The organism is Pseudomonas sp. BTN1 (assembly GCF_001907715.1).
Taxonomy (GTDB): Bacteria; Pseudomonadota; Gammaproteobacteria; order Pseudomonadales; family Pseudomonadaceae; genus Aquipseudomonas; species Aquipseudomonas paracarnis.
Map to the genome: position 1 here is coordinate 1 of NZ_MPBM01000041.1, position 16,458 is coordinate 16,458.

Here is a 16,458-nt window from a genome sequence, read left to right on the forward strand (position 1 = left end):
GCCCACGGTGGTGCCCGGCGCACTGACCACGATGCCCTCGGCCTGGGCCAGCAGCGGCTGCCAGAACAGTGCGTTGGCAAGGATCAACGCCAGCCCGCGCTTGGGCAGGCCGAAGAACGCGTCCCTGCGCTTCAGGGCGGCAGAAGGTTGGCGGGCCAGGAAGGCGAATTGGCGAACATCCATTGTCAGGCTCTCATGCAGCGGGGCGTTGAATTACAGGAAAAAATCCATGCGGAAGTAGATCGGCGCTTCGCGCTCGGTCACCACACCGGGTCTTTCTAACGAATGGGCAAAGGTCACGCTGGTGCTGACGTGTTTGCCACGGGCGAACAGCTCCAGGGAGTTGCTGGACACCCGGCCATGAACGTTGTCGTTGTAGCGGTCGTTGCGGATCACGCCTTGGTCGTAGCCGACACTGGCGCCGTACTCGGCGAAGGCCGGGCGCATCCAGTCGAGGGTCACCGGGCGCGCCCAGCGCACTTCGTTGCGCCAGTAGCCGCCGCTGTCGCCGGTCAGCAATTGGTCCTTGAAACCGCGCACCGAGGCCGAGCCGCCGAGGCTCATGCGTTGCGGCGAAAACAGCGGGTCTTCGCTGCGCTGCCCGGTGGCCAGGCTGCTGAAGCTGAACGACTCGCCCCACAGGCTGAAGGGTTGCAGGTAGCTGACCGTGGCGGTGTATTTGCGGTAGCGCGAGTTCGGTTGGCGACGGCCTGCTGGGTCACGCTCGTCTTGGGCCTGGGCGTCGAGCAGGCCGATGCCGCTTTGCATGCCCAGGTCCAGGTTGACGAAGGCACTGCCGATGCGCCGCCCGTGGTTGACGCCCAGTTGCAGTTCGCTGAGGCGGTTGCTGCTGGGCGCGGTGCGCACGTCGAGGATGTAGTTGTTGGTGCGCAGGTGCGCCAGGCCGACGTTGACCGAGGTCTTGCTGACGTCGTCGCGGTGGATCACCCGTTCGGCGCGCAGTTGGTGGTTCTGGTTGTCGCCGTCCTGCTTGTATTTGAAGCCGTCGGTGACACCGTAGGTGCGGTAGTCGCTTTCGCTGTAGGTGTAGCTGAAGTTCCACCAGCCCCAGGGCAGGTTGTAGTAGAGCATGGTGTTTTTCGAAGTTTTCTGGTGGTCGCTGATGGCGTCGTGGCCGCCGCGCAGCATCAGTTGGTCACCCAGGCCGAGTGGGCTGTCCCACTCAAGGCCAGCGCCCCATTGCTGTTCGCCAGTGCTTTTCTGCCCGTCGTTGTTGCGCGACAGGCTGGCGCGCCAGGGCTTTTGCGCGGTGTTCTTGACCACCACGTCGCTGCCGCCGATTTGCTTGCCGGGGGTGAGTTCCATCTGCGCTTGTTTGGACGGCAGGCGGTTGAGCTGGTCTACCAGTTGCTCGATTTCACGCAGGTTCAGCGCTTCGCCGACTTTGCCGGGAAAGGCCATGGCCAGTTCGCGGTCGGTCACCGTGCTGCCTTCGGCGCTGCGCAGGGCTTCGAGCTTGCCTTCCACCACCAGCACTTGCAGATGGCCGGTGGAGAGGTCTTGCTGCGGCAGGTAGGCACGGCTGGTGACGCGACCTTTGCCCAAGTAGTAGTCGGTGATGGTTTTGAGCAAATCGTTAAGCTGCGACACGCCCAGGCATTGGCCGATGTAGGGCTTGAGCAGGCGCTCGCGCTCGGGCGCCGGCAGGCTGTCGGCACCTTTGAGTTCGATGGTTTTGATCGGGAAGCACCGAGTGTCGGCAGGGCTTGCCGGGGCTTGGGGCTTTTCCGCTTTACCGGGCAGGTCCTGGAGTTCCTGCAGACGCCGCTGCTGCTCTTCCAGCAAGCGGTTCTGCCGGTCGCGGATCAAGTCCTGATCGCCAGGCGTGGGGGCGGCGGATGCATTGTTCAGGCTCAGGCAGGTGAGCAGGAACGTGCAGAGAAGAAACCGAGTCCGTGGCAATAACGAAGACATGTTCGATCCATCGAAAATCAAGGGCCGCGAAACTAACATCGAACTTCCAGCTCGCCTAGAAACGGGCGAAGTGGGGCCGCTCGACTGATTAGTTTTCTAACCTGTTGATTATTAATAATAATTTTTCATCAAAAGAGTTTAAGTCGGGCACCTACGGTGATTATTCCGACAAGCGGCAACTGTTTTGATGGCGATTCGACGAATGACTTTCCGACTGCCATTATTTAGCCATCAGGTGTTCGTCGAGTTAGGTTAGTACCGGAGAAGGGGGAAAAGTTCGCGGGGGTTTTGTGAATTGGATCCCATTTATCGGAATTCCAAGGAGAGGGTTGAACCACTGCAATCTAAAGGGTGGGAAATAACCAATGTGGGAGCAAGCCCCCTCCCACATTGGGTAGTCGCAGCATTGAGGATGTCAGCCAATGCCTTTGTCTTTGTCGGCGCCGGGTACCAGGGTCAGTCCAGGGCGTTCGACGTCGCGGGAGACGTGGGACTTCACCTCTTCGACGCCGCCCTCTTCATCGTTGTGGATCACCAGCACGCCAGGGCGGCGCAGTTGTTCCAGATCGCCCTCGCCCAGGTTGAAGCTTTCACTCAGGTGCTTGTCGCTCAGGGCATTGGCCTCGGCGCGGCGCTGGGCAAACTGGCGGCCGCGGCGCTGTTGATAGCGCGCCCAGCCGATCAGGATCAACGCGTTGAACAAGGCGATCCACAGGTAGATCTGCAAGGTGTTGAGCGCGGCAAAGATCGGCGCCTCGATGCGTGGGCCGCCATGGGTCTCGAGCATGGCACCGATGCCACGTGCCAGCAGCCAGACCAGCCCGCCCCAGGCCAGCAGGGTCAGCAACACATCGATGATCCACATCACAGGGCTCTGGCGAGTTCTGACCAGTTTCATGCTCACGACTCCTCTCCGGCAGGTTTAATTCCGCGATCCGGGCTGACCCAGCGTGCGCGTTTCTGATGCTGGTTGAACAACACCTTGGGAAAGCTGACCAGGGTGGTGAGCAGGCTGACCAGCCAGAACACCATCGGGTACCACACGGTCCAGAACAGGGTTTTCCACAGGTCTTTTTCGTAGCGCCGGTCAATCAAAATGCTCACCGCAAACTGCAGCAGGCACACCATCGCCAGCACCAGCCCGGTGAACGCGGGCGGCACCAACGAGCTCACGGTGATCGCCGCCGGTAGCGTGACGAATTTACCCACGGCCCAGAAGATCACCGACAGCAGGAAGGTGAAGGCCCAGCCGGTGGACAGGCAGTATTCGAACAACAGCGGCCACAGGTAGCGGTGGCGCCATTGCCAGACGCCACGGATGTTCTTGAACAGCACTTCGGCGCCGCCCTGGGCCCAGCGCAGGCGTTGTTTCCACAGGCCGCCGACGGTTTCGGGCATGAGGATCCAGCACAGCGCGCGCGGCTCGTAGAAGATCGCCCAGTGATCGAGTTGCAGCTTCCAACTGACATCGATGTCCTCGGTGATCATGTCGGTGCTCCAGTAGTCGATGCGGTCCAGGGCTTTCTTGCGGAACGCCACCACCACACCAGAGACCGTGAAGATCCGGCCGAATACCCGCTGGGTACGCTTGATCAAACCGATGATCGAGGAGAACTCGCCGACCTGCACTCGGCCGATCAGGGTCGAGCGGGTACGAATGCGCGGGTTGCCGGTGACGGCGCCCAGGCGCGGGTTGTCGAGCATCGGCGCGACCATGTAGGCGGCCGCGTTTTTGTCGAGCAAGGCATCGCCGTCGATGCACACCAGGTATTCGCTGCGGGCGGCCACGGCGCCCATGCGCAGGGCCACGGCTTTGCCCTGGTTCTGCGCCAGGTGCAGCACGCGCAGGCGCGGGTGTTGCAACGCAAGGGCATCGAGTACTGCGGCGGTGTTGTCGCTGGAGCCATCGTTGACCGCGATCACTTCGATGTTCGGGTACACCTGGCCGAGGGCCGCATCAATGGTGTCGGCGACGTTATCGCCCTCGTTGTAGCAAGGGATGATGATCGAGATCAGCGGCTCGCCGGCCAGGGTCGGTGCCGGCGTGTCTTCTTCCCACGGCCAGTGGCGTTCCCAGTGCAGCCAGAAATACAGGCCACCGGCGATCCACAGCGCCGACATGAACAGCGGGTAGAAGAACACGAAGTCCATCAGGAACTGCCCGGTCACCAGAAAGATCAGGCCCAAGGGCAAGCCCAGTACCAGTGCCAACACGAATAGAGCCAGGATTCTGTCAACCATGATCAAGGGTTCCATTGGTTGGAGAGGGCCGGACGGATGGTCTTCAAGTCCGGGGAGTTTTCCAGGAAGTTGTCCGGGTAGTAGCCGAAACTGGTGACGCCCTGGCGTTTGAGTACACCCATCCACTCTGCCAATTGCTCAGCGCTGATATCCGGTGCGGCTTGGGTGCGCCAGTCTTTGGCTTGCAATTCGAAGATGGTTTTTTGCATCGCGCCGGGGCGCGTCTTGACCGTGGCGATGAGTTTTTCCAGCCAGGCGTTGGAGGTTTTCACTTCCTGGCCTTCCATCAACGGCATGGCCATCGGCGCGGTCCAGTCGTAGGCCTGGAGGAAGTCATCGAGGTTCTGCGCGAACCAGGTTTCGCTGCCAGGGTTGAGCATGGGCTCGGCGAAGATATTGCGCGCGGTCAGCACCTGCGGGCCACGGATGGCGCGGACCTTGGCGGTGAGTTCATGGGTGAAGTCGATCAGGTAACGGCTTTTGAAACGGGTCCAGCGCTGCATCACGGCAGGGTCGGCACGCAGGGCCGCGATGCTGTCCGGCAAACCTTGGGCCGCGTAGGCCTTGAGCGCTGCGGGGCTGGCGTCTTCGAAGTCGTTGAACACCGCATCATCGTGGTAGAGGATGCCGTCAATCGGCCCTACACGCGCCAGGTCTTGGTAGATCTCACCGATGACCTGCCGCACCTTGGGATCAAATGGCGACAGGCGTTTGTATTGATCCGGGTCGGGGCCGACTTGGCCGGTTTTCGGGTCCCAGCGGGTGACACGCGGCAGCTTGGGGTCGAGGGCAAAACTCAGCACCGGCATCCACGCGTACACACTGGCATGGGCGCGGGTGTGCAACTGCCAGGCGACCCGGTTGAACAGGTCGGCACGCATCGGCAGATGGCGGTTGGGGAAGTACAGCGAATGCACTAGGCCGTCGCCCTTGGGGTCGGCAAAGGCTTGCAGGAAGACGGTGCCGGCGCCCATGTCCACCACGCGCTGAACCAACACGTCGAGGTTGCGCGCCTGTTGGGCTGGGTCGGGGTCGTACACGTTGTCCAGGTCTACGTGCAGCACGCGCATCGGCGCCTTGGTCTGCACGGCCACCATGCTGTTGGCAAAATGCTCGCCGTCCGGGTCGGAGGCCACCAGAAAGCGTGGGCTGTTCATCAGGTTGCCGAGGTCGTCGAGTCCATCCTCCAGGGTCAACGCCATTTCATAGCCGTGCTCGCCGACCACCGCCAACGAGGTGCCATCGGCGGCCCCGTACGGCCACACCCACACACGCGGCGCCTTGCCGGTGACGGTTCGAATTTTGTTCGAAATCGCGGCGACGTCAGCCCGCATGCGCGCCTGGAACTGCGCTTCGCTTTCGTAGCCGTTGGTCTTGGGGTCAAAGCTTCGCGTGGTGGCGGCCGGTTCCAGGTTGCCCTGGGGGTTGGCCAGGATGCCCTTGTGATTGGCGTCGGTGTGAGCGGCGATTTCCACCAGGCCAGACTGGGACACTTCACGAATCTGCTGCCACGTCAGGAATTCCCCGCGTGGCCGTGGTGTACCGGCAAAATCCACCGGTTGGTTCAACGGCGTGTCGATCCAGGAGCCCACCGGGGCCAACAGAGCCGGCCAGTGATAAGCACGCAGAATTGGCATCACGCGGGTGTAGAAGCTGGAATAACCGTCATCGAAGCTGAGCATCACCGCCTTGGGTGGCAATGCCGGGCCGCCGCGCCGGGCCGCCAGGATCTGATCGACGCTGACCGCCTGGTAGCCATTCTCCCGCAGCCACGCCAGCTGCTCGATCAAACGCTCGGTGCGCACCGCCACCACGGCTTGATCGGGGTCGCGATCCTCTACGTCGTGATAGGCAATGCCCAGGAAGTGGTTCTTCGGCCACGGCGCTTCGTTGGGCGCTATCGGCCGTTCGGCGGGTGGAGTGTAGGGCGCGGGTTGTTGGGCGCAGGCGGCGGCCAGCATTACACCCAGGACCAACAAGCAACGGCTGAGGACGGTCATGGTCAGGCTCTTTTAGAAACGGTAAGTGAGGTCGACGAGCAGGCGCAGATCGCGTTCGCGATCACCGTCATAAGGTCGGCTGATCAGGCTGAGGTTGGCGCCCATTTCCAGTACGTCGTTCCAGCGATAGCGTTGGCCGTAGCCAATCAGGCCGATACCGCCGGTGGAGTAGTCACGCTGGCTGTAGGTACCCGCGCCGATTTGGAACTGCTGACTCCACTGGGTTTCGTAGCGGTGATAGAGCACGTGATTGACGTTGATCATGGGCAACACCGTGAAGTCCGACTTCGGGTTGAAGTACACGGTGTCTTCCTTGCTGTTGCGGCTGGCGCCCACTTCCAGGCCCAGGTCCACTTGCACATGGGGCGAGCTGTATAGGCCTTCGCGGCCGGTGAGCAAGGCTTCGAAGCGATCGTTGCCGTCGCTGAAATGGGACGGGCTGAGGGTCAGTTTCCACTCGCGGCTTTCGTTGGCGCGCCAGCGGATAAAACCGCTGCCGCCGTTGGCTGTGACGCCGTCATTCAGGGCCCGCAACGGCGTGGTGCTGAGCAAATAGCCGAGGCTGCCGCCGTATTGCCAGTGGTCGTTGATGTCGCGGGCAATCGACACGCTGGCGCCTTGCTTGGAACCGTCGCCATAGGAATGGTTGGACACTTCGGCTTCGATGGTCATGTCACGGGTGCGACGCTCCACGCCCACGCGCTGCCAGCGATGTTGGCCAGTGCCTTCCTGGAAGTCGGCGGTGGCATAACCGGCACCAGCGAACAGGCGCCAGTCTTCGTCGATGGGCGGCGTGTAGATCACGCTTTCAATGCCCCAGTCTCGGCTGCCGGAGACGGCACCGGCGTCGTTGTTATTGCCGCCACCGTAGCTTTTGCCGGTGTAGGCTTCGACACGCAGCTCGGCCATGTCGTGCACATCGCGCAGGCGGCTCAGGCGCTGCACCTGACGGTTGTCCGGGTTGCGGGCGAGCACGTCGTCGGTGAGCGCGTCCATCTGCCGCCATTCTTGCAAGTCCATGGCGGTATAGGCTTGGGAGACTTCCAGGCCGATGTCGCGGGGGGCCTGGGTTTCGGTTTCCTTGAGCGTGCCTTCGGCGCGGCGCGGCCAGTCGCGGGCGCGGTACATGTCGGCCTGGGCCAGGCGCAGACCCACGTTGCCCGGTGCCTTGGCCACCAGGGCTTCCAGGCTGGCCTCGCTACCGGGCAGGTCACCGCCATAGGTACCGGCCTGGGCGGATAATTGTTGGGCGTCCATCCAGTTGTCATTGGGGTTACCAATGGGCAAGCCCTTGAGCTCAACGCGGGGGTTTTGCTCCTTGGCCAGGTTGTTGGCGACCTGGCGGGCCTCTTCGACCTTGTCGCTTTCCAACAAGGCGTAGAACAGCGCCGTGCTGTCATCGACCCGATAGCTGGCGTCGGTGTCAGGGGCGGTGAGTACCTGGCGGTACAACGGCTCGGCCTTTTCCGGCTGGCGCTGTTCCAGGTAAGAGCCAGCGACCCAACGCAACGCGTAGGTGGGCAGTTGCACGCCTTCGCTGGTGAGGGTTTGGTAATCGCGGATCACCTCGGCATGCCGCGCTCGCGCCTTGAGCGCACCCAGGCGGTCGATGCGCCAGCGGATGACATCGTCCTTGGCTGTGGCGTCGGGAGCCCAGCGGCTGATCAGTTTGTCGTAGTCCTGCAGGGCACGGTCTGCGATGACGTAGCGTTCTTTTTCTGTACGCGTGGCGAACTCGGCCATGCGCACACGCTCGGCGGCAAGGTCGCCTTCGAGGCGGCGCTGGGTGACGGCGTCCACCAACCCCGGGCGCTTGGCCGAGAGGCGCAGTGCCGGCTCCGGCAGCCGCGCCTTTTGCAGGGCAACGATGTACTCACTGGCCACTTCGGGCTTGTCACCGGCGCGGATAAAGGCTTGGTCGAATTCGAATAGCGCGTCGTAGTTCAAACCGGCACGTGTCAGCGCATACCCCAGGGCCATGCGGCGGTTGGGGTCATTGGGTTGGGCCGCCACCAGCGTGCGCAGGCGTTGCACCGCCTCGTTGGCTTTGCCGCCATCGGCCTGGGTGAGGGCCTGGCCCAGTTGCAGGTCGACGTTATGGGGTTCACGCAGCAACGCCTGGCGATAGACCGCTTCGGCCTGAGCCCACTGCTTTTGATTGCGATAAGTGCGCGCCACCGTGGCGAGTGCCTGGGTGGTGAGGTTGCGATGCTTGCCTTGCGCCTCGTACACCTTAAGCACTTCTGCGTCTTGCCCGGCCCAGCCGGCGATCACCAGGTGGTCGCTGACCTGGCCTGGGGTCTGGCGTTCGGCGGAGAGTTGGCGCAGTTGGGTCAGCGCCGGCGTGAAGTGGCCGTTGCGGGCCTGGATGATCAGGGCGTCGTAGGCTGGGTCGGCAAACGCAAGGCCTGGAACCAGCAACTGGCTGCACAGGGCGGCCCCGATAAGCAGACGCAACCGGCCGGAGACACTGTAGGGGTGGTTTCGCAGCATATCGTGAGCTTCCTTACACACGGAAAGCCTTAACGATAGGTGATCCTGAGCGAAACGCATCAGGGTGTCGGCGTCTCGGGACCCGACCTAGCTTTCCTGTAGGAACTATCTCTTAGCGAAGTAGGGGGAAGTGCAATTCAGAACAATTGTTCAGAATTGTGCGAGCGCGATTTTTTGCCCTCACACAAAACGAATGTGGGAGCCGGGTTTGTGTGGGAGCCGGGCTTGCCCGCGATGCAGGCACCGCGGTCGTTCAGCCAGACCGGGGCGATGCTATCGCAGGCAAGCCAGCTCCCACACAAGCCAGCTCCCACATTTTTTACTGCATTTTCAGCGCTTACTGGGCGCCGCTGACCGCACCGGCCTTGGACATCACAAAGCTGAGGAACTGCTCAACGGTCATTTTCTGGCCGTTGAAAGTCACTTCGTTATTGGCGTAGTGCAGCTTGGAAACCACATCGGTGCCCACCAGGGTTGCCATTTGGGTGCCGACGGCCATGCCGCTGACCATCTCGGCCGCCATCTGCGATTGCTGCTCGATGGCTTTGGGGTCAGTCACGCCGCCGACCTGGGCTTGCAGGGCGGCCACGTCGCTGATCATCGGCTTGGACAGGGTCAGGTTGGCATCGAGCAGCGCAATCATCTGCTTGCCCAGCTCAACCGGCGGCAGCTCCATAGACGTTGGCTTGGCCAGGTCGACCACCAGGTTGAACTTGCTTTCGCCGTGGGTGGTTTTCAGCGACAGGTTTTCCACCGCCAGTTGCGGCTTGGCAGCCAATACCTGGTTGACGTTGGCTTCGGCCAGGGCCTGCTCGGCTTCGGTCAATTGCAGTTCCGGCACCGGTTGGCCGGCAGCGGCAGCGGCTTGCACCGGTTGCATTTTGTCCTGGTAGAGCTTGGTCAGCACCAGCATCGCCGGGATGTCGACGTTCTTCATGCTCACAGCCATGGCCGCCGAGCCGACCGGCTTGCCCTGGTAACCGATCTCGTCGATTTTGTAGTCGACGCGACCGGCCAGGTTGTTGTCCTTGGCTTGGGTGGAATCTTTCTGCTCGAAGCCCTTGAGGGTCAGCACCGCTTTCTGCGGGCCGAAGGTGACCTTGGTGTCGGTCAGCTCCACAGTGTTCTGGCCGGTGTAGAAGCCAAAGGTGGACTTTTCAAGGTTGCTGGCGACGGTCAGGCCAGCCAGTTCCGCTTCGAACGGTGCGCCATTGGCATCGATCGCCGCGACCTTGAGGCTGTTCATGAAGCCATCAGCCTTGACCTTCTGGCCTTCGGCGCTGCTGTCGAATTCCAGGTTGGCGCCGGAGAAGCTCACCGAGGAGGTGTCATCCTTGAATTCCAGCGGCAGCAATTCGATGTTGCCGCTGACCGAACGGCTGTAGCCGATATTCGCCACGCCTTTGAGCGGCGACACGTCTTTGCTGGCGGCGAACCATTTTTCGGTGGTGGGGTTCTTTTCCAGTTCGTAGTGACTGGTGGCCATGACCGGCAACCACTTGAGGGTCACCAGGCGCGAGAACGGCAGCGGGCCGTGTTCGATATGGTCGACGAACAGCAATTCGGGGTTCGGGTTGTCTTCGCCGAACACGCTGCCTTGGCCCTTGAGGCGATAGTGCGCGGTGCTGCTGAACACGCCACGGTCCAGGGACACCAGCTCCAGGGTCACGCTACCATCGACGCCGGCCATGGAGGTCTGCAGTTCTTTATTGGCGCTCTGGATAGCGGTTTGCAGGACCGGCTCCAGTTGTTTACCGGTGTACCAGGCACCGCCCGCACTGACGGCGCCGACGGCGACAACAAAACCCAAGAAAACAACGGCTGGCTTATTCATGAAGTGACCTGATCAAATCCTGTGAGAAGTGGGCTGTCTTCCTTGAACCCCTGAGGGGATTGGCTCAAGCCCGCCGAAAACGGGGGAAGATTAGCACTGGCGGGCGTAAACGGCCCAGCCTTTCAGAGGGATCAGTTCAGCAGGAGTTCAGGAGTACTCTTGTTCGACTTCATCCAGTTGGTGATCAAAACTCTTCAAGCGCGCGGTCCAGGTGTACACCAACACCTCGAACTCGCGGTGTATCACGGCGTTGCCGGGGGTGTCGGCCTTGGGGTCGCAAAAATCCAGCTGGTAGCGCTCGCGGGCCATTTGCGTGGCCACGTCGGACAATTCCCGCGCGTTATCCAGCCAATGCCTACCGTCGGCAACCTGTCGGTCCAGCAGCACGCATTGTTTTTTCAGGACTTCGAGGCTTTTTTCCAGCGGCGTGCCGGTGAGGTCGCCCATGACTTCCTGGAACGTGCGCCCCGGCTGCCAGTAACTGCCCCAGAAATAGCGGTCGAACACGGTTTCGACGCGGCGCAGGGCGACCTTGGTGTCCCAGATCGCCACGCGGGTCTTGCCCTGCTCGAGGAGTTTTTTCTTCACCCGCTGGTTTTGATACGACGCCCAGGCCACCACGCCGATGGACAAGGTGCCGATCACCAGGCAGGCGCTGTCGAGGAACACCATCGCCTTGTCGAGTTGATGGGCGAGCATGACGCCGTAAAAATACGCGGCCGATAACAAAACCAGTGCGAAGAGCACGCACCAGAAAGCGGGAGCATAAGGGTTTTTCATTCTTGGAATCCCCATGAGCAAACGCGAGCTTTGTCGGGTGAGGCGCCAGCGGGCCTCACCCAAGAAAGCATAGCAATCACCTCACGGTTTGCCGGGTTTTTGCCCTTGCGTTCGTCCGCTTTCCCAACCGCCGCCCAGGGCCAGGAACAGGTCGATCTGGCTCATGGCAACCTGGGTGTTGGCCGCCGCCAATTGCGCACGCATATCGGTGTAGGTGCGCGTGGCTTGCAGGTCGGCCAGGAAGGATTCGCGGCCGGCCTGAAAGAAGCGGTGGGTCTGGCCCGCCGCTTCTCGGGCCGACTGTTCAGCGTCGGCCAGGGCGTCGCGGCGTTGCAACACGGCGGTGTATTGGGCCAGGCCGGTCTGGGTTTCGCGGATGGCGTTGAGCACCACGCCGTCGAAGTGGGCCAGGGCGCCCTGGGTCGCGGCTTCGGCTTCATGCACGCGGGCGCGGGCGCCGTTGGTCGGTACAGTCCAGCTGATCATCGGGCCAAAGCCCCAGCGGTTGGTGGCAGGCGTGCCAAGGTTTTCCAGCAAGCCGACGGTGCCGACCGTGGCGCCGATGCTGATATCCGGGTACAACGCGCCGGTCGCCACACCGATGCGTGCGGTGGCGGCGGCCAGCTGGCGTTCGGCCTGGCGTACATCGGGACGGCGTTTGAGCAATGTCGCGCCATCGCCTACCGGCAGCAGTTGAGCGATATGCGGCAGCTCAGCGCAGGTGCCCGTGCCGGCTGGCAGTTGGTCGACAGGTTTGGCCAGCAACATCGACAGCCGAAACAGCGCGGCCTGACGCGAGGCTTCATAGCGCGGTATGTCGGCGCGCAGGGATTTGTATTGGGTTTGCGAGCGAGTCACCTGGGTTTCGTCGCCGCGCCCGGCATCCCGCAGGCGCTGGGTCAGTTTGGTGCTCTGGGCTTGCAGGTCGAGGGACTCGTTGGCAATCGCCAGCTCTTCGTTGGCCGCGCACACCTGGGTATAGGAGCGCACCACATCGGCCACCAGGGTGATGCGGGCGATATCCGCCGCAGCCTGGGTGGCGTCGGCGCTGGCCTGGGCGCTTTCGATGCCACGCTGCAAGGTGCCGAACAGGTCGAATTGATAGGACGTGGTAATCCCGACGCTACCGATATTGCCCACCGGGACTTTGTCCGGCAGCAAGAAGGCCTCTCCAGACTCCTGCAAACGCTGGGCCTCGGCCTTGACGCCGGCACTCCAGCCGCCAGCGGATTCGGCCTGCTGCACCTGGTAACGCGAGCGCTGCAGATTGGCGGCGGCCACGCGCAGGTCGGTGTTGGAGGCCATGGCCTGGCGCACCAGTTCGTCCAGGCGCGGGTCTTTGTACAGCTTCCACCAATCCGCTGGCACTGGCGCCGAGACTACATTTTTGCCTTCGCCCATGATCGGCCCTTGGAGGTCGCCACGGTTGACCGCAGCCTGCTCCGGCAGTTTGTAATCCGGGCCTACTACTTGGCAGGCCGACAGCAACAACCCCAGGGAAGCGGTTGCCAGAAGCCGCTTCATGGTTTGCCCCCGTCTTTAACTTTGTCGTCAATGATCGACACCGTCGCCGTGCGCCCGGCGATCATGCGAAAGTCCGCCGGCACGTCATCGAAGGCAATGCGCACGGGGATCCGCTGGGCCAGGCGCACCCAACTGAACGCCGGGTTAACGTTGGGCAACAGATTGGAGCCGCTGCTGCGGTCGCGGTCTTCGATACCGGCGACGATACTCTGCACGTGGCCATGCAGGCGCGCGTTGTCGCCGATCACACGGATATCCACACCCATGCCTACGTGAATGCCGTCGAGCTTGGTCTCTTCGAAATAGCCGTCGATGTGGAAGGAATTGCTGTCCACCACCGATAGCACCGGGCGCCCGGCGGTGACGAACTCCTGGGTACGCGGTGCGCGGTCGTTGACGTAGCCGTCCACGGGGCTGCGAATCACCGAGCGGTAGAGGTTGAGTTGGGCGGAGTCGACTGTCACTTGGGCTTCGGCCAGGGCCGATTGGGCGCGGGCGACGCGGGACTGGCTCTCTTCCAGTTGCTCGCTGGGCACCAGGTTGCCCAGGCCACGGTTACGCTTGTACTGGCGCTGGGCCTGGGCCAGGGTTTCCTGGCGGTCGGCCACGGCGGCCTGGGCTTGGCGCAGGGCCAGCTTGAAGCGGTCCTGGTCGACGGCGAAGAGCACCTGGCCCTTGGTCACCAACTGGTTGTCGCGCACGTCCACGCGCTGGATCAGCCCGGAAACGTCCGGGGCGATCTGCACGATGTCGGCACGGATGTGGCCGTCACGGGTCCAGGGCGCAAACATGTAGTACATGACCATGCGCCACACAACGACGACCGCGAAACTCACGATCAACAACGTCAGGACGACACGGCCGATAGTCAAAAAAGGTTTTTTCATGTCATCAAATATCGACTGAGTGAGTCCACCGCGCCCAGCAACAGCGCGTAGAGCCCCACATTGAACAATGCCCGGTGCCAGACCAGGCGATAGAAGTGCATGCGCGTCAACAGCCCGTGCACCACCAGAAACAACACATAAGTAATGCCCATCAGCACCAGCAGCGTGGGCAGGAATACCCCGCTGATATCCAGGTCACCGATCATAAAGGCGCTCCATCAGGTAACGGCGCTTGCATCTCTGTACCGCCAATGAACTCCACACCGGGCAACAGCGCCAGGCGCAGGCCGGCCAAGGCGTGCAGCAGGTGCAGGCGGGTGTCGTTTTCGTCTTGCAGGCCCTGGCCGTTGAGGGCGCGACGCGTGCGGTCCAGGGTCATCAGCAGACCGCTGGGCGCGGGCAAGCGTTCACCCGCCTTCAGGCAGGCCTTGAAGTAACCGCCCACGCCTTCCACCACCTGGTTGAGCAACACCCGTGGCACACCAAGGATGCGCGGCGAGTAGGCCAGCAGATCGAGCAGGTTCAAAGCCACGCGCAAGTCGCGCAGGGCGATGCCAGTGTCCTGGCCGGTGAGCGCCAGGCGCGGCAGGTGTTGCATCAGGCGGTCGAGCATTTGTACGGCCATGTGCCGGTGCTCGGCCAGGGTGGCGGGCTCGGTGAGGCTGACGATGTCGCGCCAGCTGAAACGGGTGAGGCGCTTGGCCGCCAGTTCGGCGCCGAAGGGTCGGGCGATCAAGGTCCAAACGAACGCGAACAGCAGACCCACGGGCCCGGCCAGGTTGACGTTGGCGAAGTTGAGAAAGTCCGCGTCATAAGCGCCCTGGATGCTGATGAACGATGAGGTGTTCACCAGCGTCAGCAACATGCCCAGGTAAAACCGTGGCTGCACCGTGAGGGTACCGATGCAAATAAACGGCACGGCGAAGGCCAGCACCAGCATGGGGAAATCATGCAGGTTGGGCAGCACCAGAAACAGATACAGGCTGGCGAACAGCACCGACATGGCGGTCCAGAAAAAGAACCGATAGATCTGCGGTGCAGGGTCGTCCATCGAGGCGAAAAAGCTGCACGCCACAGCGGCAAGGATCACGGCGCTGCCGCCGTCGGTCCAGCCCAGCAGAATCCACAATACCGACGCGACAATGATTGCGGTGACGGTGGAAAACGCCGAGTAGAACATCAGCCCACGGTCGAGGAACGGTGTGAGCCGGCCCAGGCGCCAGTGCCGGTAAACGGCACGCCAGGTGTCCTGGCTTTCGCATTGGATGGCGGCTTGCAGGCTGCGGCAGTCTTGCCACAGGTCGACCCATTCGCCCAGGCGGTACAGGGCGTTGGAGAACAGCAACGTATGACGGTCATCCAGCGCTTCGCCCTGGGGTTGAGCGGCGTCGATCTTGTCACGCAATACGCGCCAGCGTTCCAGGGGCGCTTGTTCGGTAGTGCTTTGCAGCCAGGCGCTGGCCGCTTCCAATAACGGCGTGAGCTGGTCGAGAAACTCCGGCGCACGGTGCTCGATGGCGTACACCGCATCATCCAGAGCGTCGATCACTGGCAGCAGGTGAATCATGCGCCCGCGCAGTTCCTTGGTGTTGCGTACTGTCTGCGGGCGCGCGCCTTCGTGAGGCAGTTGGCCGATCATCAATTCGAGGGTATTGAAAGTGGCGACCATGCCGCCGCGCAGGTTGCTGACTTCTTCGGGGTCGACCTTGCGGCTGAGAAAGCGCTGGCTGTAGACCTGGGCGTCGCTGAACCACTTGGCCACCGAGCCATCGAACACCGGCATCAGGCGCCGGGGCCAGAACATCGCGCCCACCACCGCCGCGACCGCAATGCCGAGGAAGATTTCTTCGGTACGCGCCTCCGCCACATCCCAGACCGCCAAAGGGTTATCCACCACCGGCAGGGCAATCAGCGGCAAGGTGTAGCCGGCCAGCATCAGGGCATAGTTATTCGCGGTGCGCAGGTGCATGGACAAGAACAGCAAGGTGCCCGTCCACAGCGCAATCACCACCACCAGAATGTAGGGTGACTGCACGAACATCGGCACAAACAGCACCGCCGCCGCCGCGCCCATCAGGGTGCCGATGGCGCGGTACAGGGCTTTGGAACTGGTTGGGCCGACAAACGGGCTGGAGACGATATACACCGTGGCCATCGCCCAGTACGGACGCGGCATTTGCATGAGCATGGCGATGTACAGCGCGATCATCGACGCGGCGAAGGTACGCACCCCGTAGAACCAATCGCGGGCAGGCGGGAAGCCGGTAAAAAATCCGTTCAAGACGACACAGCCTCAGCCGCTTCGAAGGCGCGCAGTACGCGCAGTGCGGCTTGCAGATCGTCAGGGGCGATATCTGCCAACACGTCTTTGCGCAGGCGCACCAGTTGCGCTTCCACCGCCTGCACCAACTCACGGCCACGCTCGGTAAGGCTCAGGGCTTTGGCGCGGCGGTCGTGGATGTCTTCGGTGCGGCAGACGTAGCCGTCACCGCACAGCCGGTCGAGCAGGCGCACCAGTGATGGGCTTTCCATACCGGAAGCCTGGGCTACTTTGACCTGGTGTACCCCGTCGCCCAAGCGGCCGATCATCAACAACGGCACGGCGCAGGCTTCGGAGATGCCATAGCTCACCAGCGTGGTCTGGCAGATTTTGCGCCAATTACGGGCGCCCACCACCATGCTGCTGCTGAGGCTCATCTGGAGTTGTTCGAGGGATTGAGGCACTGGATAGTTCGCATACAGTTAGTTTGCTAACTATCAATAT

General features: G+C 62.3%; 13 protein-coding genes. All 13 read right to left on the minus strand.

Annotated features, from left to right (window positions below; translation table 11 throughout):
• The coding region (locus tag BMH52_RS20870; protein WP_143192540.1) for a hypothetical protein at nucleotides 1–183 on the minus strand (183 nt) is incomplete at its 3' end.
• A 30-nt stretch (nucleotides 184–213) separates the two neighbouring features.
• Nucleotides 214–1,935: a ShlB/FhaC/HecB family hemolysin secretion/activation protein gene (locus tag BMH52_RS20875; protein ID WP_073844928.1), complete on the minus strand. Its 1,722-nt coding sequence runs from the start codon at nucleotides 1,933–1,935 to the stop codon at nucleotides 214–216.
• Nucleotides 1,936–2,350: 415 nt separating this feature from the next.
• Entirely contained in the window at nucleotides 2,351–2,833 is a 483-nt protein-coding gene (gene pgaD, locus BMH52_RS20880; RefSeq protein ID WP_073844930.1) for a poly-beta-1,6-N-acetyl-D-glucosamine biosynthesis protein PgaD, read from the minus strand.
• 2 nt (nucleotides 2,834–2,835) lie between these two features.
• Nucleotides 2,836–4,176: a poly-beta-1,6-N-acetyl-D-glucosamine synthase gene (gene pgaC, locus BMH52_RS20885; protein WP_073844932.1), complete on the minus strand. Its 1,341-nt coding sequence runs from the start codon at nucleotides 4,174–4,176 to the stop codon at nucleotides 2,836–2,838.
• Between the two features lie 2 nt (nucleotides 4,177–4,178).
• Entirely contained in the window at nucleotides 4,179–6,176 is a 1,998-nt protein-coding gene (pgaB, locus tag BMH52_RS20890; RefSeq protein WP_014716390.1) for a poly-beta-1,6-N-acetyl-D-glucosamine N-deacetylase PgaB, read from the minus strand.
• A gap of 12 nt (nucleotides 6,177–6,188) precedes the next feature.
• Nucleotides 6,189–8,669 carry a poly-beta-1,6 N-acetyl-D-glucosamine export porin PgaA gene (pgaA, locus tag BMH52_RS20895; RefSeq protein WP_073844935.1) on the minus strand — a complete coding sequence of 827 codons (2,481 nt, stop codon included), beginning with the start codon at nucleotides 8,667–8,669 and terminating at the stop codon, nucleotides 6,189–6,191.
• A gap of 337 nt (nucleotides 8,670–9,006) precedes the next feature.
• A complete protein-coding gene (locus tag BMH52_RS20905) occupies nucleotides 9,007–10,503 on the minus strand; it encodes a YdgA family protein (protein WP_020302878.1) in 1,497 nt (498 codons plus the stop codon).
• 147 nt (nucleotides 10,504–10,650) lie between these two features.
• Nucleotides 10,651–11,283 carry a hypothetical protein gene (locus BMH52_RS20910; protein ID WP_019819550.1) on the minus strand — a complete coding sequence of 211 codons (633 nt, stop codon included), beginning with the start codon at nucleotides 11,281–11,283 and terminating at the stop codon, nucleotides 10,651–10,653.
• 81 nt (nucleotides 11,284–11,364) lie between these two features.
• On the minus strand, nucleotides 11,365–12,807 hold the full coding sequence (locus tag BMH52_RS20915; protein WP_014716387.1) for an efflux transporter outer membrane subunit: 1,443 nt from the start codon (nucleotides 12,805–12,807) through the stop codon (nucleotides 11,365–11,367).
• Nucleotides 12,804–13,694 (minus strand): efflux RND transporter periplasmic adaptor subunit, encoded by an 891-nt coding sequence (locus tag BMH52_RS20920; protein WP_073844940.1) that lies wholly within the window; start codon nucleotides 13,692–13,694, stop codon nucleotides 12,804–12,806. The genes BMH52_RS20915 and BMH52_RS20920 overlap by 4 nt, the downstream gene beginning before the upstream one ends.
• A complete protein-coding gene (locus tag BMH52_RS20925) occupies nucleotides 13,691–13,900 on the minus strand; it encodes a DUF1656 domain-containing protein (protein WP_003187469.1) in 210 nt (69 codons plus the stop codon). Before BMH52_RS20925 ends, BMH52_RS20920 begins: the two co-directional genes overlap by 4 nt.
• Complete coding sequence (locus BMH52_RS20930) at nucleotides 13,897–15,975, minus strand: FUSC family protein (RefSeq protein WP_073844942.1); 2,079 nt, start codon at nucleotides 15,973–15,975, stop codon at nucleotides 13,897–13,899. The genes BMH52_RS20925 and BMH52_RS20930 overlap by 4 nt, the downstream gene beginning before the upstream one ends.
• Nucleotides 15,972–16,391, minus strand: coding sequence for a MarR family winged helix-turn-helix transcriptional regulator (locus BMH52_RS20935; RefSeq protein WP_003187465.1), 420 nt, complete (start codon nucleotides 16,389–16,391; stop codon nucleotides 15,972–15,974). The genes BMH52_RS20930 and BMH52_RS20935 overlap by 4 nt, the downstream gene beginning before the upstream one ends.
• Between the last annotated feature and the right edge of the window lie 67 nt (nucleotides 16,392–16,458).

Excerpts from the sequence above, each read along its gene's own strand:
- BMH52_RS20875 (WP_073844928.1), bottom strand. The coding sequence starts at position 1,935 with ATGTCTTCGTTATTGCCACGGACTCGGTTTCTTCTCTGCACGTTCCTG.
- pgaD (WP_073844930.1), bottom strand. The coding sequence starts at position 2,833 with ATGAAACTGGTCAGAACTCGCCAGAGCCCTGTGATGTGGATCATCGAT.
- pgaC (WP_073844932.1), bottom strand. The coding sequence starts at position 4,176 with ATGGTTGACAGAATCCTGGCTCTATTCGTGTTGGCACTGGTACTGGGC.
- pgaB (WP_014716390.1), bottom strand. The coding sequence starts at position 6,176 with ATGACCGTCCTCAGCCGTTGCTTGTTGGTCCTGGGTGTAATGCTGGCC.
- pgaA (WP_073844935.1), bottom strand. The coding sequence starts at position 8,669 with ATGCTGCGAAACCACCCCTACAGTGTCTCCGGCCGGTTGCGTCTGCTT.
- BMH52_RS20905 (WP_020302878.1), bottom strand. The coding sequence starts at position 10,503 with ATGAATAAGCCAGCCGTTGTTTTCTTGGGTTTTGTTGTCGCCGTCGGC.
- BMH52_RS20910 (WP_019819550.1), bottom strand. The coding sequence starts at position 11,283 with ATGAAAAACCCTTATGCTCCCGCTTTCTGGTGCGTGCTCTTCGCACTG.
- BMH52_RS20915 (WP_014716387.1), bottom strand. The coding sequence starts at position 12,807 with ATGAAGCGGCTTCTGGCAACCGCTTCCCTGGGGTTGTTGCTGTCGGCC.
- BMH52_RS20920 (WP_073844940.1), bottom strand. The coding sequence starts at position 13,694 with ATGAAAAAACCTTTTTTGACTATCGGCCGTGTCGTCCTGACGTTGTTG.
- BMH52_RS20925 (WP_003187469.1), bottom strand. The coding sequence starts at position 13,900 with ATGATCGGTGACCTGGATATCAGCGGGGTATTCCTGCCCACGCTGCTG.
- BMH52_RS20935 (WP_003187465.1), bottom strand. The coding sequence starts at position 16,391 with ATGAGCCTCAGCAGCAGCATGGTGGTGGGCGCCCGTAATTGGCGCAAA.